The organism is Telmatocola sphagniphila (assembly GCF_018398935.1).
Taxonomy (GTDB): domain Bacteria; phylum Planctomycetota; class Planctomycetia; order Gemmatales; family Gemmataceae; genus Telmatocola; species Telmatocola sphagniphila.
Map to the genome: position 1 here is coordinate 66,958 of NZ_CP074694.1, position 23,870 is coordinate 90,827.

Below are 23,870 nucleotides of genomic sequence, written 5' to 3' on the forward strand. Positions count from 1 at the left end.
CCGATAGTCACACTAACTGTAACTTGCGGCCCTGCTTCCAACTGGTGCCGTTTTCCCGAATCACCTCGTGGTAGAGCGTGTCCCGTTCGACGGGAACTCGACCGGCTTCCTTAATCAATCGCTTGATTTCGTCCACTCCCAGTTCCTGAGGCGAATCCGAACCGGCGGCATGGTAAATCGTTTCGTGCACAACCGTACCATCGAGATCATCGGCCCCATAGCTGAGAGCCGTTTGAGCAATCTTAATTCCCAGCATCACCCAGTACGCTTTGATGTGCGGGAAATTGTCCAGCATCAGTCGGGACAGCGCCATGGTGCGGAGATCCATCAATCCGCTCGGCTTGGGAATGTGGCTCAGGCGGGTATTATCAGGATGGAAGGCGAGTGGAATAAAGGTCTGGAATCCGCCCGTTTCATCCTGAAGATTTCGCAGTCGGATCAGGTGATCGAGCCGATGTTCAATCTTCTCGATATGACCATAAAGCATCGTGGCATTGGAGCGTAAACCCAGTTCGTGCGCTTCCCGATGCACGCGAATCCATTGTTCGCCATCGGCTTTATAATCGCAAATCTGGGTGCGAATATCGGGGTGGAAAATTTCCGCCCCGCCACCCGGAAGGCTTCCCAACCCTGCATCCTTCATCTCGGCCAGCAGTTCTTTCGTCGGTCGGCCGGTCATGCGAGAGAACCAGTCCCACTCCACGGCGGTCCAGGCTTTAATGTGAATTTCAGGATAGGCTTCGTGAATCATTTTCACGATATTCAGATACCATTCGTAGGGCAATTTGTGGTGCAGGCCGCCGACGATGTGCAATTCGGTGGCCCCACGGCTATGGCATTCCTCCGCCCGATGCAGGATCTGCTCGTCCGACATCACGAAGCCTTTTTCGCTCTTCAAGTCGGCACGGAAAGCGCAGAAAGTGCAGCGATAAACGCAGACGTTGGTCGGGTTGAGGTGCTCGTTGACGTTATAGTAAGTCACCTGGCCATTTTTACGTTCCCGAACGATGTTGGCGAGTTCACCCAGAGTGAACAGATCGGCATGCTGATCGAGATAGAATCCATCCTCAAAGCTGAGCCGTTGACCATTTTCGACTTTGGTGCGGATCGCATTCAACTGTGTATCACTTGGCATAGTATCCCTTTCCATTTCCGTATTTTACGAACCGCAGTCGCAAGTCACTAACAACTCCCCGGTGAGGGGAATATTCCAGCGGCAGGGAACTCCCCCGTTCCCAGCTTCAATCCAAGGAGGTTCTGGTTCAGAGGGCTAACCAGGCAATAACTCTCATAATTGAATGAATTTAAGATATTTTTAACGAGAGGATATTTTCCGATATCAATAGTTGCCCATTCTTCCCAGATTGCCTAGTTGTGTAGGGATTGAGTTTTCAGCTAGTGAGTTACATCATGTTCCTTGGACGGCGGACGAGCAAACAATCCCATAATAGATTTCGATCCCTGCGCTTGGAAGAGTTGGAATCCCGTGAAGTTTTCAGCAACGCAATTCTATTTATTGGCAACAGCTACACCGCGTTAACCAATCCCGAAACCTATATCGATACTTTCGTGAGGGATCTGGCCGTGGCGGGTGGTCAACCGGCCCCGGATATCGTTCGCTCCATTATCTATGGAAGTACGCTGCAGGAACATGCCAACAGCTTATCTCCCGCGGCTATCCGAGCGTTACTTCCTGCGGGCGATGCCAATTGGGACTACGTTGTTATCCAGTCTCTTGCCGAGGAGACTTCAACTCAGGGAAGTCAGTATTATTTCGGCAATCCCAACTACGTCATTAACGGTGCAGTGGCTCTCGTTAATGAAATTCACCAGGCTTCTCCAAACGCCAAGATAATCCTCTACGAGCCGTGGGCCAAGCGAACCGACGGCACGATGCCGACAAATATTTATCCGGATGTCTTTTCGGGTCCGGCTCAGATGATCGCCGCAATCGATGCCATGGAACCGAAAATCCAGTCGGCTTTGATTAATGCTTATCCAGGTCTCAGTGTTCAGATCGCTCCGGCCGGGGATGCTTGGGCGATAGTGAATAACCCGGATGCTCTCTCGATCGATGGCATTACCCACCCGAACCCTCAGGGGGCGTTATTGGCGGCGGAAACCATCTACGACACTATTTATGACACGGTTTCCGCAGATATTCCGAGTGCGGCGATTCCCGCTCTGGCCGCCGCCCATGGTCTGACCGTTCAGCAGTTTGACTTGTTTACACCCGTGGCCGATCAGGCGGTGGGCGAACTTCATGCGAGTGCCGATCAGAACTTTTTATCGAAGCTGTTCGCCGATGCTTTGGGGCGACCTTTGGATGCAGGGGATATCGCCATTTGGATGCCTTTATTGGACGCCGGCAAAGTCTCCCGAGCGGATGTGGTTCAACAGGTTTATCAATCCAGTGAGTATTACGAGCATCAAATCACCCTGGCGTATGAATCGATTTTGCAGCGCACACCCGATTCGGTAGGCTTGAGTAACTGGCTGACCGATCTTCAGAATGGATTGTCGATCGAACAAATGCAAGCCGATATTTGGGGTTCCACGGAGAGTCAGTCTCGAAACGGAAACACAACCGATTCGTTCATCCAACAACTTTACCAGACCTATTTGGGGCGGTCGGCGGATAATTTGGGCCTGAGTAACTGGGTGGAGCAGCTCAATTCGGGTGAATTGACGAGCACTCAACTGGCCTACGCCATCATTCGCAGCCCGGAAAGTCTGACTCATACCCTCTCGAGCGATTACCAGACGTTACTGAATAGACCGGTGGATTCGGCCGGTTTAGCGAACTGGTTGCTGGATCTCTCCAATTCAAAGCCTCTGAATGACGTGATCATGGGAATTGAAAGCAGCCTGGAATTCCGGGATAGTTCGAGCTGATTAGGTGCATTGCCCTCACTTTCCGAGCTTCACTTTTTTGATTTTTCCAATATCTCTTGCTCGGAATCGTCCGGTCGGTGTGCCCATGCCCTGCGAATCCATAAAATTTCTGTTCGGAGCGAGCGTTATCCAGGATTCGGAGTTCTCATGTTTTCTGCCAGTTCCATTCGTCGGCAATTCCTCGACTTCTTCGTCGATAAGTGTGGACATACGGAAGTTCCCAGTTCCCCGGTCGTTCCTTATGACGACCCGACTTTGATGTTTGCCAATGCCGGGATGAACCAGTTCAAGGATGTTTTCCTGGGAACCGGATCACGCCCCTACAAGCGGGCAGTCGATACGCAGAAGTGCATTCGCGCCGGTGGCAAACATAATGATCTGGATGACGTAGGAAAAGATACCTACCACCACACGTTCTTCGAAATGCTCGGCAACTGGTCTTTCGGCGATTACTTCAAGGAAGAAGCCATCTCCTGGGCGTGGGAACTCTTGACCAAAACCTGGAAAATGGACCCGGATCGCCTGCACGTGACCGTATTCGAGGGCGATCCTGACAACGGCGTGCCCCGCGATGAGGAGGCGGCGAGTATCTGGCAGAATAAAGTGGGGATAGCGAAAAATCGCATCCACTACGGAAACAAAAAAGATAACTTCTGGATGATGGGCGACACCGGTCCGTGCGGCCCGTGTACGGAAATTCACTTTGACCGGACGCCGAATAAGACTGGCTCCAAGCTGGTGAACGCCGGCGTACCCGAGGTGATTGAGATCTGGAACCTGGTGTTCATTCAGTTCAACTCTAGCATCACCGAAGAAGGGCTCAAGGAACTGCGCGGCTACGATGGCCTTCCCCTCAGCGAACGAATGAATTCTCCCTACGCTGATCGCGATGCCTTACTCAAGCAGTTTCGCTCTTTCGTGCCGTTGCCCGCCAAGCATGTCGACACCGGCATGGGTTTTGAACGGCTCGTGGCCGTGTTGCAGGGTAAAAACAGCAACTACGATACAGACGTTTTCACGCCTTTGTTCCAGGCGATTCAGGAAGTTACCAAAGCGCCGAGCTATACCGGGGATTTGAAGAGCTTTACCGATATCTCTTATCGCGTGATCGCCGACCATATTCGGACTCTGACATTCGCTCTGACAGACGGCGCGGTACCCAGCCCTAATGAACGCGGTTATGTTTTGCGAAGTATTCTCCGCCGGGCGTTACGGTACGGCTGGCAATATCTGGAAATTAAAAATCCATTCCTGCACAAGCTGGTGCCGGATGTCATCGAGCAATTCAGCCCGGTATTTCCTGAACTGAATCGTGACCCGGAAAAAGTTCGCGAGATCATCTTCGACGAAGAGAAAAGCTTCCTGCGGACGCTCGAACGCGGGCTGCGTCTCTTCAGCGACTCGGCTATCGAAGCCCGCAAGCTTGAAGTGCCGTTGATCAGTGCCCGCAGCGCTTTCGATCTTCATACAGAACAGGGATTTTTCATCGATATCACCGAGCAAATGGCTCTAGAGGCTGGTTTAAAGGTCGATCGAGACGGCTTCGAAAAGCTGATCGTCGAACACAAGGACAAATCCCGCCAGAACCAGAAAAAGATCAACGTTCTGGCGATTCAGGGCAATCTGCCGGCCACCGACGATTCGGCCAAGTTCTCACTCGATGCCATTGAGGCCACGGTCCTGGGTTGGGTCAAAGCCAACAAGGTGGTTACCGACGGTAAGCTCCTGGCCGGGGAACAGGTGGCTCTGCTGCTCGATTCGACGAACTATTATGGCGAGCAGGGGGGACAGGTCGGCGATGCCGGTATCGTCAAAAGCGAAGAGGGCGGCTTCTTCGAAGTCGAAGACACTCAGCGACTCGGCGATTCGGTTCTGCACATCGGAGAGTTGAAGGAAGGTCGGTTGAAGGTCGGCGACAAAGTCCAAGTCGTCCCGGCCACGCTGCGCCGCTTCGATATCATGCGGAATCACACCGCGACCCACCTGTTGAACCTAAGCCTGCGTCGTATCCTCGGTTCGCACGTAGACCAAAAGGGGTCACTCGTCGATAGCGAAAGAACGCGATTCGATTTCTCGCACGACAAACCGCTCTCGGCCGAGGAAATTCGTCGCATCGAGGAAGATGTGAACAATCGGATCATGGATGATGTGCCGGTCACGGCCAGGATTATGCCACTCGCTGAAGCCAAAAAGCTCCCCGGCGTGCGCGCGGTGTTCGGCGAGAAGTATCCCGATCCAGTTCGCGTGGTGCTGATCGCCGACGATCCCGATAATCCGAGCTTTGAAAATTCGGTCGAATTCTGCGGTGGAACACATCTGGAATCGACAGCGCCCATCGGTCTGTTCAAAATTCTGTCGCAGGAGGCCTCCTCGAAAGGGGTTCGGCGACTAGTTGCCGTCAGCGGACGTTCGGCCTTCGCCTATTTCGAGACACTCAGCGCGATAACCAACGATCTGTCCTCCAAGTTCAACTGCACGGTTCACGAACTGGCGGATCGCGTGGACGCCATGCAGAAGGAATTGAAAGATCTGAGACTGAAAGTGCAAAAGGCCGCGGCCGGGGATGTGCAGGCGACGGCGGAAAATCTCTTCGATGCCGCCATCAATGTGGGAAGCTCCAAAATTATCGTCGGCGAGATGCCCAACGTCAGCGAAGAGGCCTTGCGGGCCCAACTGGATAGCCTGCGCCAGCGGGCCGGTAGCGCGATCGTGGTGCTCGGCTGGAAAATTGATGAAGCCAATGTCGGGATTCTGGCCGCCGTCACCGATGATCTGGTCGCCAAAGGTCTGAAAGCGGGCGAATTGATCGGCAAGGTGGCGGAGGTTTGCGGCGGTCGCGGCGGCGGCCGGCCGAACATGGCCCGGGCAGGTGGAAAGCATCCGGAAAAATTGGCCGATGCCTTGAATCGGGCAGTAGAATGGGGACGTAGTAAACTCTAATTTTTTTCACGAAGCCACTACCTTGAGCGATACTATCAAGAACTTTCGACCGGAAGATCTGGAGACTGATGACCGCTTCCCCAGCGGTTCCTGGATCGGCTTTTTCGTCGATAAGCGACTCCCCGGCAAGCACCAGATGGAATTGGATCTGGCCTTCAGCAAAGGGGTGATTCGCGGCGAAGGTCGCGATCGCGTCGGAGAGTTTATCCTGACCGGTCGCTACACGCTCGAGGATGGCAAAGCCTACTGGACCAAGAAGTATCTGAAAGCGCACGATGTCTTCTACGACGGATACAACGAAGGCAAAGGCATTTGGGGCGTCTGGAACCTGACCGATTACGGCCAGCTTTACAAAGGTGGCTTCCACATCTGGCCCAAAGGGATGCCCGATCCCACCGAGCTGAAGCTGACGGCGCACGAAGATATCCCCGAGGAAAATCCGATCTGGATACCCGATGAAGAACTGGTTCCTGTCGGGGGCGGCCCGGAGGAGGAAGACGAACCCTGGAAAAAGTCTTCCCCGCACCCGGAATAGTTAGGCGAATCCGATGAAAATCCTTTCCCTGGTCGGCCTATTGTTTGTATCTGTTTCGATGACTTCAGCAGGCGAGGGTAAGATCTCTCTGCTCGCCGACCAAAATCTGAAAGAACCCTTTGGTGGTGATTTCGATTCTCACGGGAATTACGTTTTGGCCGAGTTCGGTGGCCATTCGATCAAATCCGTCAGTCCAGCCGGGAAAGTGATGACCATCGCCGGAGATGGCACGAAGGGATATCTGGATGGCCCGGCCGAGAAAGCCAGGTTCAACTCGCCTCATAACTGCGTAGTTCATCCGAAAACAGGCGATATCTACGTCGCGGATACATTCAATCACACCGTTCGTAAGATCGATGCGAAGTCAAAACTCGTCACCACCGTTCTCGGCAATGGCCAAGCAGGATATTCCGGAGACGGTGGGCCGGCCGTGAAAGCGACCTGCAACGAAGCGTACCACATCGCACTCGATTCGACTGGAAAACTGCTTTATCTTGCCGACATTCGCAATTACCGCATCCGACAGATCAATCTGGAGACCGGCATCGTTCAAACCGTTGTCGGGAACGGCAAAAAGGGGATACCGAATAATGGTACCATTGCTCTGGAAGCTCCTCTTGTAGATCCCCGCGCGGTGGCTGTGGATGGAAAAGGAAGGCTCTATATTCTCGAGCGGGCGGGGAATGCCCTTCGAGTGGTTGTGGATGGAAAAATCGAAACGTTAGTCGGCAAAGGCAGCGTTGGCTCAAACAGTGCGGCCGTTCTCAACGGTCCGAAATTTCTCTGGATCGAGCCGAACAATAACGTGCTGATTGCCGATACCGAAAATCACTGTGTCCGGCGGTTCGATGTGCAAAGCCATGCTTTGAGCCTGATTGCCGGAACGGGCAAGAAAGGGAAAGGCGAACCCAATGGGGGTCCGACGCAATGTGCTCTCCAGCGGCCGCACGGAGTCGCCATTACTCCCGCCGGGGAACTGCTCATCAGCGACACTGAAAACAACCGCATACTGCTGATCAAAAAATAAGCGAACTCCTTTCGCTATTTTTGCAGAAGCGATCTCAACAATTCATACCAAAGTTCGGGCTCTTCTTCTTCCGGGAAAAGCTTGAGGTAAAGCGTCTTTTCGTCGATGATCTTTAGTCTGCGGCCGGTCTTTTCTTCCAATTGCCCGGCTCTTTTCTTGTTACGATAGCTGAATAGGAGCGCTGCCCCATCGACGTGAATCGAGTTGATCTGCCAGAAATGACACAACAACCGGATTTCCGTAACGCGCAATAGCCATTCCGCCGGTTCGGGAATCGGACCATAGCGATCCCGGCACTCGTTTTTGAAATCTTCGAGCTTCTGCATATCCCGAATGCGCGACAATCGGCGATAGACTTCCATGCGCAGCTTCTGGGCCGGGACATAATCTCTTGGAAGATAGGCAGGCCAAGGGAGATCGACCGTGATCTCCAAGGGGGTACGCAAAGGCATATTCTTCAGACTGCGCACGGCATTTTCGAGCAACTGGCAATACAACTCGTAACCCACTGCGGCGATGTGCCCCGACTGCTCGGTGCCCAGAATGTTGCCCGCACCGCGAATTTCCAGATCCCGCATGGCAATTTTGAAACCGGCCCCCAGCTCCGTGAATTCTTCAATCGCCTTCAATCGCTTGGCGGCATCGCCCGTCACGGCCAACTCTTTGCTTAATAGCAGATAAGCATAGGCTCGATTTTTCTGCCGACCCACGCGGCCTCGCAGCTGGTGCAAATCCGCGAGGCCGTACAGATGGGCATCGTCGATGAACATGGTATTTGCATTGGGAATATCCACCCCCGATTCGATGATCGTCGTCGCGACCAGGATATCGGCTTCGTGCCGAACGAATTTCACCATCGCCTCTTCCAGTTCGTGGCCGTGCATCTGGCCGTGGGCAATGATGATGCGAGCTTCCGGAACGATCTGCAAGAGTTTCTGTTTGACGGTCTCAATGTCGTAGACGCGATTGTGAACGAAGTAAACCTGACCATCCCGATTTAATTCGCGCATGATCGCGTTGCGAATCAACTTTTCATCGAAGCGGATAATTCGGGTTTCGACCGGCAAGCGTTCTGGTGGCGGGGTTTCCAGATTGGAAATGTCGCGAATACCTAACAGCGCCAGATGCAGCGTACGGGGGATGGGAGTGGCCGTCATTGTCAGCACGTGGACCATCGAGCGAATCTGTTTCAAGCGCTCCTTGTGATCGACGCCAAAGCGCTGCTCCTCATCGACGATGACCAGTCCCAGATCTTTGAACTTGACATCCGCCGAAACCAGCCGGTGCGTTCCGACTACCACATCGATGGTGCCTTCGGCCAGACCTTTGACCACTCGTTTCTGCTCGGCGGCACTCCGGAAGCGATTGAGAACATCCACAGTGAAAGGATATTCGGCGAACCGGCTCTTGAACGTTCGAAAGTGCTGCTCGGCAAGAACGGTGGTAGGTACCAGAATCGCCACCTGTTTGCCGTTATCGACGCACTTGAAGGCGGCCCGTATTGCCATCTCGGTTTTGCCGTAGCCGACATCGCCGCACAAGAGGCGATCCATCGGACGGGGTTTAGCCAGATCGGCTTTGATTTCCGAAATGGCGGTCAATTGATCGGGTGTTTCCTGGTAAGGGAAAGCTTCCTCGAAGGATTTCTGCCATTCCGAATCCATCGGTAGCGAAAAGCCGACCTGCCCTTCGCGCATGGCCTGAATCTGAATCATCTCGGCCGCCATATCGCGAACGGCTTCCTGAACCTTATCCTTTTTCTTGCCCCAGGAACTGCCGCCGAGTTTCGACAATTCCGGCAGAGTTTTGGAGCCTCCGACGTATTTTTGAACCAGATCGATCTTGGCGACCGGCACGTACATGAGCACGCCGTCGCGAAATTCGAGGATCAGATTCTCTTCTTTATGATCCTGTTTGCCTCCCTGCGACATCGGCTTATCGAGCAGCGTCATGCCGCGAAAGATTGCAATGCCATGCACCACATGGACGACGTAGTCGCCTTCGTTCAGTTCCAGGAAGGAATCGATGGCCCGCGATTCGATCCGGCGTTTGGGTAAACCCTTGGGCGTCTTCTCTCCCAGAGCCACCGGATCGCGGCGGAACAACTCGTGGCTGGAGATGACGACGATTCTCTCCTGAACCATGCGGAAACCGGCGCGAATCACCCCCGTCACCAGTTTCAGTTTGCCCGATTGGGCAATTTTGCCCTCCTGAAATATTTCCCGGATGCGATGCAGTTCGGCCTCATTCTGGCAGGCGATCATCACCTGATCGTGATGGGCCACCGCATCCAGTTCATCGCGCACTTTCTGGACGTTTCCGCTGAAGCGTTCGATCGACTCGACGCGCAAATGAACCGTCTGCTCCATCGACGGCCGGGGCATGGCACTGACCGTCAGGTTGGGAAACTTCATCAGGTTGGCAAAAACCGCGTGGATGCCAAACAGGCCGATCGGTTCATCCACCCGTTCCAGAAAGAATTTACTCTGCTCCTGGAGGTCGTTTGGTTCGACCAGAATCGTCCAACTCTCCGAAGGAAGAAAATCGGAGAGATGTTCAAACCGCGAATCCGACCCGGCCGATTTCTGGCTCTTGTTTCCAGCTCCTTCGTCCATTTTTAACGGGCCGAGGATCGCGGCCTCTTTCAGGTCGCCCAGACTGCGCTGGCTGGCGGCCGCGAAAGAGCGGATCGATTCGATGTCATCGCCGAAGAATTCGATGCGTACCGGGTTTTCAGAATCGAAACTGAAAATGTCGAGGATGCCGCCCCGTCGGGAAAATTCGCCCGGCAGTTCGACCGATTCCGCCCGCCGAAAGCCCTGATCGATTAACCAGCGACTCAGATCGTCCAAATCGTAGGCGGCGTTCACCTTCAGAATTCGTTGCCGCGATTTCAATTGCGACTGGCTCGGCACCGGCTGCATCATGGCAGCGATTGTGGTCAGGATGAATTTGGGTGGAGCGGTATGCAGACTCTGAACGAGCCGTAGCCGTTGGCCGGGTGTGGAATCGAGGGAGGTTTTTTCCGGTGGCCAGCTTTCCCAAGCGGGGAAAATGGCCGGTCGCAGGCCGGTGAAGCTTTGCAGGTCGCTGGCCCAGAATTCCAGATCGCCCGGGTGAGCCAGTACGACAAGAATCGACTGAGGAGCGGTGACGCCGAGTGCCGCGATGGAGAGAGCCGCGGAAGAGCCCCAGGTTCCATCGATTGTTCCGGCTTTGCGGGCGCGCAGCGCAGCCTCTAACTCCAACCATTCATCGGAATGGCGAAGAAATTCCGGAAGATCCGTCAATTTCTCTAAGGGGATCCCGTCCGAGGGCATCCATACACTCCCGCAAGCCCAGATAATCGTATGCTAGTCGTCCGGCGCAGAAAGACCAACCAGCTGAATTTCTCTAACTGATTCCAGTATTTTGTTTTGCGACCCGGCGCAGAGAAATTATTCTGAAATGATACCTCTCTGTAGAAAGGAAAAGGTCGTGGATATCATTGAAGCAAATCGCAGTTACGAACGGTGGATGAATGAATACGTCCAGACGGTTCGCTCCGATCTGGTTTATAAACACCGTTTGATGGCTCACCCCAAGAATCCTTTTCCCTTTTTTCGGGCTACCTTTTTTCGCTGGCTGCAAATCTGGCCCAAAATCTGTCCCGAGTTAGCCAAAGCGCCCACTTGCCATGCCATCGGCGACGTGCACATCGAAAACTTCGGTACCTGGCGGGATTCCGATGGACGGCTGTGCTGGGGCATGAACGATTTCGACGAGGCCGATTTGTATCCGTTCACCATCGATCTTGTGCGGCTCGCAGCCAGCGTCGGCCTGGCCCATTCGATTAAATCGATCAAAAGAAGCCTGCCCAAAGCCTGTGCCGCCATCGAACTGGGCTATCGCAACAATCTGGAGCGCGGCGGCCGGCCGATGGTGCTGGAAGAAAAAAATCGGCACCTGCGGCGACTGGCGTTCCATCAGGCCCGCGAACCGAATCGCTACTGGAAAAAAATGTCCCGACTGCTCGAGCTGGAACCGATCCGGCCGCCGTCAGAACTGAAGAAACTTTTGAGATCGATGGCTCCGAAGCATCTCAAAGAGGTGCAGTTTCGCCGTCGACCGCAAGTGGGAATGGGGAGCCTCGGTCGGCCGCGCTACATTATGTTGGCCCAGTGGGATGGGGCTTGGATTGCCCGGGAGGCTAAAGCCATCGTTCCTCCGGCGAAGTACTGGTTGAACGAGAAGGATCCTCCCGAAGGAACCTTACCGGCTCAGAAAATCCTGGAGAAATCCATTCGTTGTCCCGATCCTTTTCTGCACTACGGCCGACATTGGGTGAATCGCCGATTGGCCCCGCATTGCGGCCGCATTGAGCTGACTCAACTTGTCGGGCACGACGCGGAAATCCGGCTACTGGCGGCGATGGGTCAGGAATTAGCCAATGTTCATCTGGGCTCTGGAAAGGAAACGGCCGCCATCAGCCATTATTTGGGCCGCTTGCCCAAGGATTGGCTTGTGACGGCCGCGGAAGAGATGTTACGAATCCTCATTGGGGATTGGCGGATTTACGGAGAGAAAGTTCGCAAGAAAGTGCCGCCGAGCGCCGCCGAATAAGGGTGGTCGCGCGGAAAATTTCAGTGCTCGATCTGAAACCAGTCGGGAGGAGACGCTTCGTACTTAGTGTAGATGTCATCGGGATCAATGGCCTCGTACTCGAACTGCTTCTCCTTCAACTGGCTTTCCAGAAATTCTTGAATCTCCGCCTCGAAGAGATATTGCCGGACCAGACGGTCGCCCGCACGGCCGAACTTGCTTGCTTCGGCATACACTTTTTCAAATTCACTCTCGTGATTGCGAAGCAGATGGGTCCATAATTCGCTCAAGCGCGATTTGAAGTCGGCTTCGGATTCGCCGGCTTTCGATCGGATATGCACATTCAGATAATCGGTCATAACATTTCTTCCCGTGGGACTGCCTTCTAAGATTGAGGATACGAAATGGAGGGGTGCTCATCATGATGAAGCCGGTCAATCAACTATTCGATCTTTCTGGAAAGGTGGCCCTGGTCACCGGCGGCAATAAAGGTCTTGGAAAAGCGATGGCTCGCGGCCTGGCTGAGGCGGGAGCCGATATTTTCATTTCGAGTCGATCCGAGGGGGAGTTGAAAACCTCCTTAGCGGAGATCCTGGACGGCACGGGCCGAAAAGGGGAGTATTGCGTGGCCGACATGAACGATCGGGCTGATGTGGCGCGACTGGCCGAGACGGCCCTGGCGAAAATGGGGCGAATCGACATTCTCATCAACAATGCGGGCGTGAATATTCCTCAGGCGATCGATGCGATTGACGACGAATCCTGGGATCGCGTTCTGGAAGTGAATCTCTCTTCCATCATGGCCCTATCCCGGGCACTAGTCCCGCAGATGAAAAGTCGCAAATGGGGCCGGATTGTTCATATTTCCTCCATCATGGGATTTGTGTCGAAAGAACGCCGAAATGCCTATTCGGCCACCAAATCGGCCGTGATTGGCTTGGCCAAGGCGAGTGCGCTCGATTTGGGCGAATTCGGAATTACGGTCAATTGCATCGCTCCCGGGCCGTTTCTCACCGACATGCCAATGAGTGTGCTTTCGGATGCCGAAAAGAAGCAATTCGCTTCACGCACGGCCCTCAACCGCTGGGGCGATCCCAAAGAATTGGTCGGCCCGGTTTTGATGCTCACCAGCGAAGCCGGGAGCTACGTCACCGGACAAGTTTTGGTTGTGGATGGCGGCTATATCGCCCGTTAATTGGCCTCGACAGATTGGGTGGGTTCGGTTATACAAGTTGCCTATCCTGGTTATTTTGGAGCACAAGGACGTGTTCCCCACAAAGACACGCTTTCGGAAATTTGAAATCGCGCCGCTAGCCCGGCTGTTGGCGAAAAATGGCCCGGGCCGCGTCGCGCGCGGGCTGATCGGGTTCTTACTCGGTTTGGCGGTGGTCTTTTCAATAGGGGAACTCTTTCTTCAGATTTTCCCGCCGAACGATATTCAGATTTTCCTCGGCAATCAGGCCAGCGGCTCCGGAATCTATAAGCCGGATCGGGCGCTGGGAGCGGATTATCGATCCTGGGCGGAATTCGAGAAAGATAATTCGCTTCGCCTCGCGGAATATCTTCCCCTTGAGAAATTGAAGCAGGGCAATCCGGTCTGGGCCTTCTTTGGAAACTCTTTCATTCAGATGCAGGGCATGCTGGGCGATACGGCTCGCGCGACAGTCACTGACAAGCGAATCTTTTATCTCGGCAAAAACGAAACGATCAATCTCCGCTTTGCCCAAATCCGCTTACTGTTGGAGAATGGGCTCCAACCCGAACGCATTTTCATTGAATTGATGCCGCTCGACAGCGTTCCGCTCGGGCAGCATCCCCTGGGCGATTACCGGGTGAATGATCGGGGAGTGATTACCTACCGCTCGCCTTTGCCTGGGGGATTGCATTCGACATTACTGGGTGAAAGTCGGCTGCTTCTGGCTGGCTGGATGCGGTTCGCGAAACCGATTCCCAATGCGAATACCTATGGCCGGCAATTGAACGACCGAATCCCGGTGGAACTGCAGGAACAGTATGCACAACTCTTTCAGGAACTGGCCGAGGTGACCAGTCGGCGGAATATCCCGATCACGTTACTTTTGATTCCGACACACGAGCAGATCGTCAAAGGGGCGGGCTGTGCCTATCAGGATGCGATGACTCAACTGGGTCAGCAGTTTGGTTTCGATATCTGCGATTTTCGAAATTCGTTCCAGGACGAGCCGGATAAAGCTTCTCTATTTATTCCCGACAAACATTTCTCGCCGCGCGGGAACGAGATTCTGCTGAGAGAACTGCTGGCGCATCTGCGAGGGCGATCATGAACTTCACGGATCGCGCTTTCTTCTACTATTTTGTGGCCGTCTATTTCGTCTGGTTGCTGATTCGCCGTCGGGAAGATTGGACGATCCCGTTTCTGCTCGTCGCCAGTCTGGTTTTTTACGGGAATAACCACTGGTCCCTGCTGCCGCTATTGATCGTATTCTGTCTGATTGACTGGATAATTGCCCGCCGGATGGAAATCAGTTTCCGGCCGAAGCGCTGGCTGATACTGGGTATCAGCTTCAACCTGCTGATCCTGGCCTATTTCAAATACACGCCGATGCTGGTGGAAACGTTCACCAGTCTTTTCGGGGGTCCGCCGCGGAATTTCGATAACTGGAAGATTCCCTACGGGATTTCCTTCTATTCCTTCACCGGGATTGCGTATCTGGTCGACGTTTATCGCAAAACGAATCCCGCCATGCAGAGCCTGGCGCGGTATTCGCTCTCGGCCGCGTTTTTCCCGCATCTGGTAGCCGGTCCCATTCTGCGACCTCATGAGTTTTTAAACGATCTGAACCCCGGTCGAATGCCGCGGGAGCCCCTGGCCCCTCGGGAGGCCTGCTTTCTTGTTGCTCGCGGCTTCTTCAAAAAGCTGGTGGTGGCCGATCGTATTGCCTTGGCGATCGATCCCTTCTTTGCCCACGTCGGCGATGGCACGACAGCGGGAGTCTGGTCGCTTCCGTACATCTACCTTTATGCGTTCCAGATCTACTTCGATTTCTCAGCCTACACCGATATTGCACGTGGTTTAGCTCTCTTATTCGGTTATCGCTGGCCGGAGAATTTTAATCGGCCTTATCTCGCCACTTCAGTAGCAGAGTTCTGGCACCGCTGGCACATTACGCTTAGCCGGTTTTTGAGAGACTATCTGTTCATTCCCTTAGGGGGCAGCCGCTGCGGCTTCTGGAAAACCAATCGCAATCTCATGATCACCATGTTGCTGGGGGGTCTCTGGCACGGGGCCAATTGGTCGTTCATGATCTGGGGAGGGCTGCATGGCTCGTTCCTCGTTCTGCATCGGCTCTGGTCGCGAATACCGCTGCGAGGAAAATTGCAAAATCTGAACGGGACTGCCGGGGTAGTCTGGAAGCTCGTCTGCATTCTGCTGACCTTTCATGCGATCTGTCTGGCGTGGTGTTTTTTCCGCCTAACGGGCTGGCAGCAAAGCGTCGATTGCGTGCGCAAAGTTTTCGATTTCGACACTTCTCGCGGCTTTGTCGGCAATGCCTACGATCCGGCCGTCTGGTGGGCGCTTTTGGTCTATTTATTGTTGAGTTTGCTCGGCCAGAAGCTGACCGAAATTCGAGCTGTCGGATCTGGTGTTTTCGTGCCTTCCTGGAAACGCGGGATGGCGTGGGGATTTGGTCTCGGTTGGATAATGCTGGCCATCCTGTTAGCGCCGGATGCCAGTACCCCCAACTTTATCTATTTCCAATTCTGAGAAGCTATTCCAATAGTTGGTAAGCAAAAATCACGACTTATAATCGTGAAGAAATGTTGATCGAATCGCCGATGTGGTTATAATAGGGTTAGGTAATTGACTTCCGCTTCTCCCCGGAATTTGTCCCGGTGAACGTCATGGACCAATTCGTTGCTGAATGCTGTACCCCTTGTGCCGTACCCACGTGCGTACCGGTGAACAGCGTGTACACAGATTCCTATCGGGAAATCGATTGCTTCAAATGGATTGAAAGCGAAAGGGCGGGCCGGGACTTGGGGGAAGTCGCCATTCGGGAATGGATCCGCCAGCACTGGAGCGGTTATCTTCGGGCTAAATGGCTTGAGCACCTGCAGGGCATCTGTTACTGGACGGAACTTGATCGCAACGACTTTGGGCTTCTGCATCGCGATTTCCGGGAACATCAATTACTACTCGATCGCATTATGGATCGGCTGAAAACGGGCGGCGAAAATCTGGATATTATTCGCTGGGCCCATTCCTGGGGAATACCACTCGAACCGGTGTTTCAGATTCTGGAAATGCTGGATATCAACAGTCGCCGTCTCGAACACAATTTTCAGGAAAAATGTCTGACCAATATCGGCACCAACTGATAACTTCCCTTTCTATGATTGGCACTCTCATCTCCTAAAAAATCCTTTAGCTTACAGTTCTGACGAAGATAACCATTTTGCAACTTGTCGGAATGTCGACCCAGCCAGCAAATTGAAAAAAATCGAATGTCGAAAAATAGCTCATCGCGCTAAATGCGGATAATCGAATTGAGATTCGCGTTAAGAACCGGCATACTAGTACTTTAAGGTCGTCCTTTCCTTCCCGGAAGAGTCCAACCATGATCCAGCGTCGCAGTCAGAACCGTCTTGGCTTCACGCTCATCGAACTTCTCGTAGTCATTGCGATTATCGCCATTCTCATAGGCCTGTTGTTGCCCGCCGTGCAGAAAGTTCGGGAAGCGGCCGCTCGCGCCCAAAGTACTAACAATCTGAAGCAGATCGCTTTAAGTTTCCACTCTTTCAATGATGTTTACGGCTATCTGCCGCCCACTCTGGGTTGGAAGCCGATGCGCATGGAAAATGGGGTTTGCGGCTCCGCGCTGTTCTACTCGCTGCCATTCATCGAAGAGCAGAATCGCTACAACCAATCGTTTGGTCCATTGACGGGTCTCGTCGGTCCGATCCTGCCGGGTACCGAACATGTGGAACCGCCTAATGCCTGGCGGGGTGTTCGTACGGGTGGCCTGGTGAAATCCTTCGTGGCTCCGGCCGATCCGACCTCCATGTCGAATGACACACCGACCAGCTATTTCGTCAATCGCGAGGTCTTCACGGGCACGCTGAAAATCGAATTCATCGGGGATGGAACTTCCAATACCTTCCTCGTCGGCGAGGGCTACGTGAATTGTCAGAACCCGGCCTTCGTCGAAGTTCGCGGCGGCCAATGGAATATCGGGGAAGTCATGGATTTCGACACGGCCGCCCCTTTGATGCCCGCTTCCGCCCCCTTACCCGGGAATAGCAACCCCTACGCCCCTTCGTTCGGTAGAAATCTGCCGACGGCGGGCCTTCCGACTCCTCCAACCATTCCGTTCCAGCCCCAACCGGCTCAAGGTACTTGCGATCACCGCTTACTCCAGGGGTTAACGGGAACGGTAGTCATGGTGGGACTGGCGGACGGCAGTGTGCGTAGCGTCACTCCCGCAATCACCCTGACGACCTGGAACGCGGCCATCACCCCCAATGGCGGAGAGATTCTGGGTTCGGATTGGTAAAAATCGGTTAACGCCCGCTGAAATTTCTCATCTTTCACATTCGCCCTCTTTTAAACCTTTGAAGTTGAATCATCTGGTCCGGTTTTGCCGATAAATCTAAGGGGTATTCGCTTGAGATTAGTCTGCTCCGGGAAATTCCCCCGGGTAGGAATCCAGCCCGTTGGGTAAATTGAATAGATCGTTCTGGAGGATATCCCATGCGTTCCATTCGCCTATTTTCCCCGCTGGCCGCGCTTCTCGTTTTTGCCCAACTCGGCAGCGCTCAAACTCGACCTACTGTTGGCCCGAAACATTTCGCCGGCCCGTCGACTGCCGTCCCTGCACCGCTGGGAACCAAAGTTCCGGTAATCTTCTGGGATCGCAACCGACAGAGGGATTACGGCTACGGCTACGGTTACTCCGGCCTGGGTGTCGGAGTCAGCTTCGGCGTTGGCGGACTCTACGATCCGCTAGCAGTGGATCCCAGCACGGGTATCGGTGTGGGGGTCGGCTTTTGGGGCAACAACTACAACGGCTTTTATTCGAACGGCTTCAGCATGTACGGTCCGCCAGTGCCGACCTACGCTCCTATTCCCGGGATGTTCGGCGGAGCCGATCAACGCTTCCTCGGTAACAATCCAGGACCGCTCTTCAGCACGCCGTACACCAGCGGCGATTGGAAGTCGAGTAAACCAATTACCACTTCGCCGATCACTCCTCTGCCCGATCCGACTCAGCAACTGGTCCCGACTGTGCCCCTGCAGCAGATGCCGGCCACGCCGATAACGGACTTCCCAAAAGAGATTCCGCCGATTCCGGCCGTTGCCAGCCTGACCATGAATATCGTGGTTCCGGAAAATGCGCAGATTTACTTCGATGATGCCCTCACCAAGCAGACGGGTAAAGTACGATCGTTCGTTTCTCCCGAACAGAAACTCGGGGAAGTGCTGGAATATAACGTGCGAGTGGAGTGGACGGAAGCCGGCGTGCCCTTGAGCAAACGAAGGAAAATTGCGGGTAAAGCCGGAGAACAGATCACAGTCGATTTCACCAAGGACTAATCAGCCCCCGATGGCGTGCATGGTCCGCTGCGGTTTCACGAAGCGGGCCGTGTTGATTTCATGCCCTTCCCATTTCTGCCGGACGGACTCAATGATGATTTCCTGCAACCGGTGCGTATCTTGCTGAGAACGCAAAATCGATTTCACATCGACTTCGTCCAGAGCAAATAAACAATTGCGAAATTTTCCCTCGGCCGTTAATCGGATGCGGTTGCAATTCCGGCAGAAAGGTCGGGAGACCGAGGCGATAATTCCGATCCGGCCGCCGCCGTCGGCGTATTCGAAGTCCATGGCCGGGCTACGAGGATCGTAATTCCGGGCCGGGCTGATGGGACCGAATTCGGACTCTAGAAGCTCCAGAATTTCGCTGGCGAAAAAGACTTTTTCCCGTTCCCAGTGATCCGCTCCGATTGGCATGTACTCGATGAAGCGCAATTCCAACTGATTTTCGCGGGCATAGCGAGCCAGCGGAATCGCATCCAGTTCAGTCAGCCCTCGAATGCTCACGGCGTTGATTTTGATGCTTTCATAACCTGCCTCCCGTGCCGCTTGAATCCCTTCGAGGACTTGGGACAGTCCTTTTCGACGAGTGACTTGTTCGAACCGCGACTCATCCAGTGTATCCAGGCTGATATTCAAACGCTTGAGGCCGGCCGCACGAAGAGACTGGGCCTGCCCGGCCAGGAGCAGGCCGTTGGTGCTGAGGCCCAGATCGTGGATTCCGGGAATTTGAAGCAGCAATCGAATCAAGCTGGGTAGTTCCCGCCGCAGCAGGGGCTCTCCACCGGTCAGCCGGATTTTATTCACCCCTAAAGGCTGTACGGCTGCGACGAATTTCTGAATCTCTTCAAAGCTCAGCAATTCGTCACGGTCGAGAAATTGCACATCCTCAGGCATGCAGTAGGTGCAGCGGAGATTGCAGCGGTCGGTGACGGAGATACGCAAGTTGTTGTGAATGCGACCGAAGCGGTCCACCAAAGGTACAGACGATGATAGTGGAAGTTCGAAGGCACTCATTGAAGTATTATACCGGATGGACCCAATCCCCCTGACCATCCGGGGCGACTTCCTTCTTCCAAATGGGTACGATTTCCTTCAGCCGATCGATCAGATGGGCACAGGCTTCAAAGGCTTCCTTCCGATGGGGACAGCTGACGGCGACACCAACGGCCACCTCTCCCACACTCAAGGAACCGAGTCGGTGGACCATCGCCAGCTCCTGGATCGGCCAGCGCTGGCGGGCTTCCTGCTCCAGCTGATGCATTTTCGCCAGCGCCATCGGTTCGTGGGCCTGATACTCCAGAGTTTTCGTTCGAATCTCCCCGGTGAGTTCGCGGACGGTGCCGAGAAAAAGGACTAGCCCACCTGCGTTATTCGAGCGGACTTTCTCGAGGAGCAGAGACTGATCGATCGGGAGTTGTGTGAGTTCAATCATGATAGGGAATTCCGATCAACCGCCGCTGACCGGTGGGATAATACTCAGTTCATCTCCCGATCGGATCGCATACTCCTCGGTCACGAATTCGTTGTTCGCAGCAAATTTGGAATGCTGGATTAAAGGAGTCAGCGTCGGCCATCTCTCCCGCAGGAACGAGCGGATATGCGCGATCGTCGAGCCCGGAGGAGTCGGCACCAACAGGAAATCGGTCTTGGCTTCCTCGCGGAAACGGGCGAACAGTTGCAGGGTGGATTGATCGGCTTTCACGAGCAAGGTCCCAAATTTCTGAGGTTTCCGATAAGCCGAAGCCAGCAGTTCCACCGGATGCCGGGCGGAACTGGCCGTCCACTGGTATAGTTGTAGTCGGCAGGCGGAACATTCGGAAGTCGTGATTTGCCCTTTAGCCGCGAATACCGCCTCTTCGAGCGATTTACCGATATTCTTAGCCGCCGAGCGATTGCGTTTCATTAGCCCGAATTGGATTGCCAGGCCGGTACAGCCAGCATTCAGGTTGGTCGCGTTCGCCTCGGGTATATCCCGCAGCCAAAGCGGATCGCTAGTCAACTTCGATTTGCGATGGCAGGGAGTGTGGTAGGCAATCTGTCCGTTTACAGCCTGGAAATCCTTTTTTAAATTCCCGCTCCGATAAAGCGAATTGAGGTAGTCGGTCAATTCCCACGTGGTGCCCCGAATTTTATTCAGATCCGATTCTTCCGGGAACAGCAGGCCCAGGTAGTTCTTTAAAACGGTGGCATCCGCTGGCTCGATGCAAACGATCGGATAACCGGCGCGGGCGGCCTCCATCAGACGAGGTAAATGCTTCTGGAGCATCCTCTGAGCGTATGCTAGATCTCCCAGGAAGAGCGCACCCGCAACAGAGGGAATTGGCGGGTCGGCGAGTTCCACGCGAATCTGGTTCAGATTCAGAACTTCCAGAGCGGCCTCGGCAATTTGCGGATGAAGATAATTCACGCTCGTGCCTGGCAACAGCAGAATCGTCTGTTTTTCGTTTGCGATATTCGCCAGTTTTTTCTTGCGGCGGTGGAACGGCACGGTCCGAAAAATCTCTCGGGGGGCCCGTATCTGCCGGCTCAAACCGGTCAGTCCTTGCAGCAACCGGCGCGTCAGACTGCCTCGGGCGATGAGGTTACTCAGGCGGGGAATGCGCGTGCCCCAGCGTAGCCAGCGTTCCGATCGGCTGATCCACCACTGAGGCCAGCTAAGCCCCTCTTCCGCGACGGAGGCAATTCGGCTCCCCAACATCAATCCGGGAATGTCGATCTCGGCCGAACAGCCCGTCCGGCACTGCATGCATTGAACGCAGGCAGAAGCGACTTCCCGCGCCTCGTCCGATTCCGTTTTTTTCTCCTCGGGAATCTCGGGTAGCGAACGCAGGTAGTTCATCATTCCCCGGGGAGAACTGCCTTCGGTGCGCCAGCCGCGATGAGCCGGGCAGGTGCGTTCTTCCACACCTGTGGATTTGCAATCGGCGCAACCGTGGCAGTTTTCCGCCTGCGCCAGTTCGATCCGCGTGCTGGAACGATTGGAACGCAGCGGCCAAGCCGGTCGATTGGGATCCACTCGAATAATTTTCCCCGGATTTAACTGATCGCGCGGGTCGAAAATTCGCTTGATTTCCTGGTGAATCGGAAACATTTCCCCCAATTGTTTTTCGATCCAGGGTGTGCGCGTTAATCCCGTGCCGTACTGGCTGCAAATCGTCCCGCCGAACTCGATAGCCAGAGAATTGAGTTGTTCGGCTAAGGGCCAGAGCTTTGCCCGATCTTCATCGTTCTTGAAATCGAAGATTGGCCGGATGTCCACCTGACCGGTGGCTGCCTGAATCTGGTAAGTCGCCGTGCAATCGAGCTCGCGCAGAATGCTTTCGGCTTGATTCAAAAACTCGGGAAGTTGGTCGATCGCGACGGCCAGATCGTTGGTGAAGGGCAGTGGACGGGGACCACGCGAGAGGGAGTGGAATCCCCGTCGAGCAGAGTGCCGGAGCCTTAAATAAAGAGCTTGCGAATCGGTCTCAATCAATGGGTAAACCCATTTGGCCCGATTCTGGATCCTCGCGATCGCATCCCGAGCATTCTCCGAGGCTTCCGCCAGGCTAGACTGTTCCCACTCGAGTATGAGGATTCCTTCGCAGTCCGTGGTGAGAATTCTGTCCCAATCCTCCGAGGTTTTTCGAATCAGCGTCAGTGCTCGGCGGTCGTAAACAGTGGCCAGTGATGGCATGCCGGGAATGAAATCGCGGGCCGCGCTGCAGGCTTGCCCGAGATTTGCAAAACCGAACAGTACGGCCGCCACCCTGTTGGGTAGAGGGGATGTTCTCAAAGTCAGTTCGCTGAATAAACCCAGCGTCCCTTCCGAACCGGCAAGCATTACCGTATAGTCGATTTCTTCGGAGGCCGATCTCAGTCGCAAGCCATAGCCGGCATTATCGAAGGGATGGGAGGGGGCGCGATTCCTGATGACTTCCGCGTGATTTTGCACCAGTTGCTGAAGCTGTTCCCGAACCAGTTTCCATCGTCCGACCATGGAGTTGTCTTCGGCCAGAGAAATACATTCCCCCGTATCCAAAATGAGGCGGGCCGATTGCAGATGTTCGCGCGGCATGCCATGGGCGAGGCAGTTGGGCCCGGAGGAATTGACCGCCATCCAGCCGCCGACCGTGCAGGTTTCATAATTGAACGGCGTCGGAGCGATGCGACGGTCGTGCTTAGACAGTATGCGATTCAGATCGGCGAGTAGAAGACCGGGTTGAACTCTTACGAAATCGGCACCGATCTCCAGCACTTCGCGTAAATGGCGCGAACAATCGACGATGATGCCGGAGCCGAGAGATTCACCGCTCAGTCCGGTACCGGCTCCCCGCGCTACCACGGGAAGTGCGTGCGAGCTGGCGTAACTGACGATTTGCTGAAGATCGGACTCGCTCGTGGGACAGGCCACGGCGAGGGGCAGGATTTCAAAAGGGCTGGAGTCCGTGGAGTAGAGGGCGCAAGAAGTCGATTCGCTGGAAATCTCTCCGCGAAATTGGCGTCTCAGGTCCTGTTTCAGTGCCTTGAGCAAGCCTTCCACGGAGTCGATTCCTCGTGTACTACCCGCCGGCCCGCAACCGGGGGGAATGTACCAGGGACAAAAATTCAGCGCGAGTCGCAGGGTTGGTCTTGAAGCTTCCCCGCATGGCACTGGTAATTGTAGTCGATCCGGTCTTTCGGACACCACGTAAAGACATGCAGCTGTGAGAAGCTTCCAGAACCACACCCGCGCCGATGGCGCCCAACTCGTTGAGCACCAGATCCGCGAGTTCCTCGGTCATCCGCTCCTGAACCTGCGGTCGGTGCGAAACCGCTTCGACAATACGGGCCAGTTTGCTCAAGCCCACCACCTTTCCCGAGGGCAGATAGGCGATGTGAGCCCGGCCGGTAAACGGCAACAGATGGTGTTCGCACATACTGTTGAAATCGATGTCGCGCACCAGCACCATTTCTTCGTGCTGAACATTGAATGTCTTTTTCAGATAAATCTTGGGATCGATTTTCAGTCCGGAGAAGACTTCCGCATACATGCGAGCCACGCGGGCAGGAGTTTCCAGCAGCCCGTCTCGTTCGGGGTCTTCCCCCACAGCCAGTAGGATCTCACGCACCGCGTTTTGAATGCGTTGCAGGTCCACTGTATGCCCGGCCCCGGCAGGAGTTCCAGGCTCCCGCTTGACGATTCGATGATTTCGTTCTGGTTTAGTCAAAGTGGCTTCCACACTTTAGCCCCATAATTGCAGAATTATATTGTACGTCTCATCAATAGACCGCCCCCGAATTTGTCGGCAAGAAATGCCAGAATTTGGTTGGATTTCTCATTTCGGTACTTTCGA

At 54.5% G+C, this 23,870-nt stretch carries 18 protein-coding genes; 11 read left to right on the plus strand and 7 right to left on the minus strand.

The window, feature by feature from the left end:
• Window positions 1-7: 7 nt before the first annotated feature.
• On the minus strand, window positions 8-1,135 hold the full coding sequence (gene mqnE / locus KIH39_RS00365) for an aminofutalosine synthase MqnE (protein ID WP_213497300.1): 1,128 nt from the start codon (window positions 1,133-1,135) through the stop codon (window positions 8-10).
• A 275-nt stretch (window positions 1,136-1,410) separates the two neighbouring features.
• Between mqnE and KIH39_RS00370 the strand changes: the two genes are divergently transcribed.
• The 4 genes from KIH39_RS00370 (at window position 1,411) to KIH39_RS00385 (ending at window position 7,397) form a co-directional block, all read left to right on the plus strand.
• Entirely contained in the window at window positions 1,411-2,895 is a 1,485-nt protein-coding gene (locus tag KIH39_RS00370; RefSeq protein ID WP_213497301.1) for a DUF4214 domain-containing protein, read from the plus strand.
• 147 nt (window positions 2,896-3,042) lie between these two features.
• Window positions 3,043-5,835 (plus strand): alanine--tRNA ligase, encoded by a 2,793-nt coding sequence (gene alaS, locus KIH39_RS00375; protein WP_213497302.1) that lies wholly within the window; start codon window positions 3,043-3,045, stop codon window positions 5,833-5,835.
• A gap of 22 nt (window positions 5,836-5,857) precedes the next feature.
• Window positions 5,858-6,370, plus strand: a complete 513-nt coding sequence (locus tag KIH39_RS00380; RefSeq protein ID WP_213497303.1) for a hypothetical protein — start codon at window positions 5,858-5,860, stop codon at window positions 6,368-6,370.
• A gap of 13 nt (window positions 6,371-6,383) precedes the next feature.
• Window positions 6,384-7,397 carry an NHL repeat-containing protein gene (locus KIH39_RS00385; protein ID WP_213500187.1) on the plus strand — a complete coding sequence of 338 codons (1,014 nt, stop codon included), beginning with the start codon at window positions 6,384-6,386 and terminating at the stop codon, window positions 7,395-7,397.
• Between the two features lie 14 nt (window positions 7,398-7,411).
• Here the strand turns inward: KIH39_RS00385 and mfd are convergent, their stop codons facing one another.
• Complete coding sequence (mfd, locus tag KIH39_RS00390) at window positions 7,412-10,717, minus strand: transcription-repair coupling factor (RefSeq protein WP_213497304.1); 3,306 nt, start codon at window positions 10,715-10,717, stop codon at window positions 7,412-7,414.
• Between the two features lie 157 nt (window positions 10,718-10,874).
• Between mfd and KIH39_RS00395 the strand changes: the two genes are divergently transcribed.
• A complete protein-coding gene (locus KIH39_RS00395; RefSeq protein WP_213497305.1) occupies window positions 10,875-11,999 on the plus strand; it encodes a DUF2252 family protein in 1,125 nt (374 codons plus the stop codon).
• Window positions 12,000-12,019: 20 nt separating this feature from the next.
• On the opposite strand, the gene KIH39_RS00400 is transcribed toward KIH39_RS00395, so the two are convergent.
• Entirely contained in the window at window positions 12,020-12,337 is a 318-nt protein-coding gene (locus tag KIH39_RS00400; RefSeq protein ID WP_213497306.1) for a hypothetical protein, read from the minus strand.
• A gap of 62 nt (window positions 12,338-12,399) precedes the next feature.
• Between KIH39_RS00400 and KIH39_RS00405 the strand changes: the two genes are divergently transcribed.
• The 6 genes from KIH39_RS00405 (at window position 12,400) to KIH39_RS00430 (ending at window position 18,552) form a co-directional block, all read left to right on the plus strand.
• On the plus strand, window positions 12,400-13,173 hold the full coding sequence (locus KIH39_RS00405) for an SDR family NAD(P)-dependent oxidoreductase (protein WP_246539441.1): 774 nt from the start codon (window positions 12,400-12,402) through the stop codon (window positions 13,171-13,173).
• 70 nt (window positions 13,174-13,243) lie between these two features.
• Window positions 13,244-14,281, plus strand: a complete 1,038-nt coding sequence (locus tag KIH39_RS00410; protein WP_213497307.1) for an SGNH/GDSL hydrolase family protein — start codon at window positions 13,244-13,246, stop codon at window positions 14,279-14,281.
• A complete protein-coding gene (locus KIH39_RS00415; RefSeq protein ID WP_213497308.1) occupies window positions 14,278-15,723 on the plus strand; it encodes an MBOAT family O-acyltransferase in 1,446 nt (481 codons plus the stop codon). The genes KIH39_RS00410 and KIH39_RS00415 overlap by 4 nt, the downstream gene beginning before the upstream one ends.
• A gap of 137 nt (window positions 15,724-15,860) precedes the next feature.
• Window positions 15,861-16,337 (plus strand): hypothetical protein, encoded by a 477-nt coding sequence (locus KIH39_RS00420; protein ID WP_213497309.1) that lies wholly within the window; start codon window positions 15,861-15,863, stop codon window positions 16,335-16,337.
• Between the two features lie 239 nt (window positions 16,338-16,576).
• A complete protein-coding gene (locus KIH39_RS00425; protein ID WP_213497310.1) occupies window positions 16,577-17,512 on the plus strand; it encodes a DUF1559 family PulG-like putative transporter in 936 nt (311 codons plus the stop codon).
• A gap of 197 nt (window positions 17,513-17,709) precedes the next feature.
• The gene (locus tag KIH39_RS00430) at window positions 17,710-18,552 is read left to right on the plus strand and encodes a TIGR03000 domain-containing protein (RefSeq protein WP_213497311.1); all 843 of its coding nucleotides are present in this window, start codon (window positions 17,710-17,712) and stop codon (window positions 18,550-18,552) included.
• Here the strand turns inward: KIH39_RS00430 and moaA are convergent, their stop codons facing one another.
• The 4 genes from moaA to folE are packed head-to-tail and all read right to left on the minus strand — an operon-like array spanning window position 18,553 to window position 23,717.
• On the minus strand, window positions 18,553-19,569 hold the full coding sequence (gene moaA, locus KIH39_RS00435) for a GTP 3',8-cyclase MoaA (RefSeq protein ID WP_246539442.1): 1,017 nt from the start codon (window positions 19,567-19,569) through the stop codon (window positions 18,553-18,555). It abuts the gene before it with no gap.
• Between the two features lie 7 nt (window positions 19,570-19,576).
• Complete coding sequence (locus KIH39_RS00440; RefSeq protein ID WP_213497313.1) at window positions 19,577-19,987, minus strand: molybdenum cofactor biosynthesis protein MoaE; 411 nt, start codon at window positions 19,985-19,987, stop codon at window positions 19,577-19,579.
• A gap of 15 nt (window positions 19,988-20,002) precedes the next feature.
• A complete protein-coding gene (locus tag KIH39_RS00445; protein WP_213497314.1) occupies window positions 20,003-23,077 on the minus strand; it encodes an FAD-binding protein in 3,075 nt (1,024 codons plus the stop codon).
• 19 nt (window positions 23,078-23,096) lie between these two features.
• A complete protein-coding gene (gene folE / locus KIH39_RS00450; protein WP_390623725.1) occupies window positions 23,097-23,717 on the minus strand; it encodes a GTP cyclohydrolase I FolE in 621 nt (206 codons plus the stop codon).
• Window positions 23,718-23,870 lie beyond the last annotated feature (153 nt).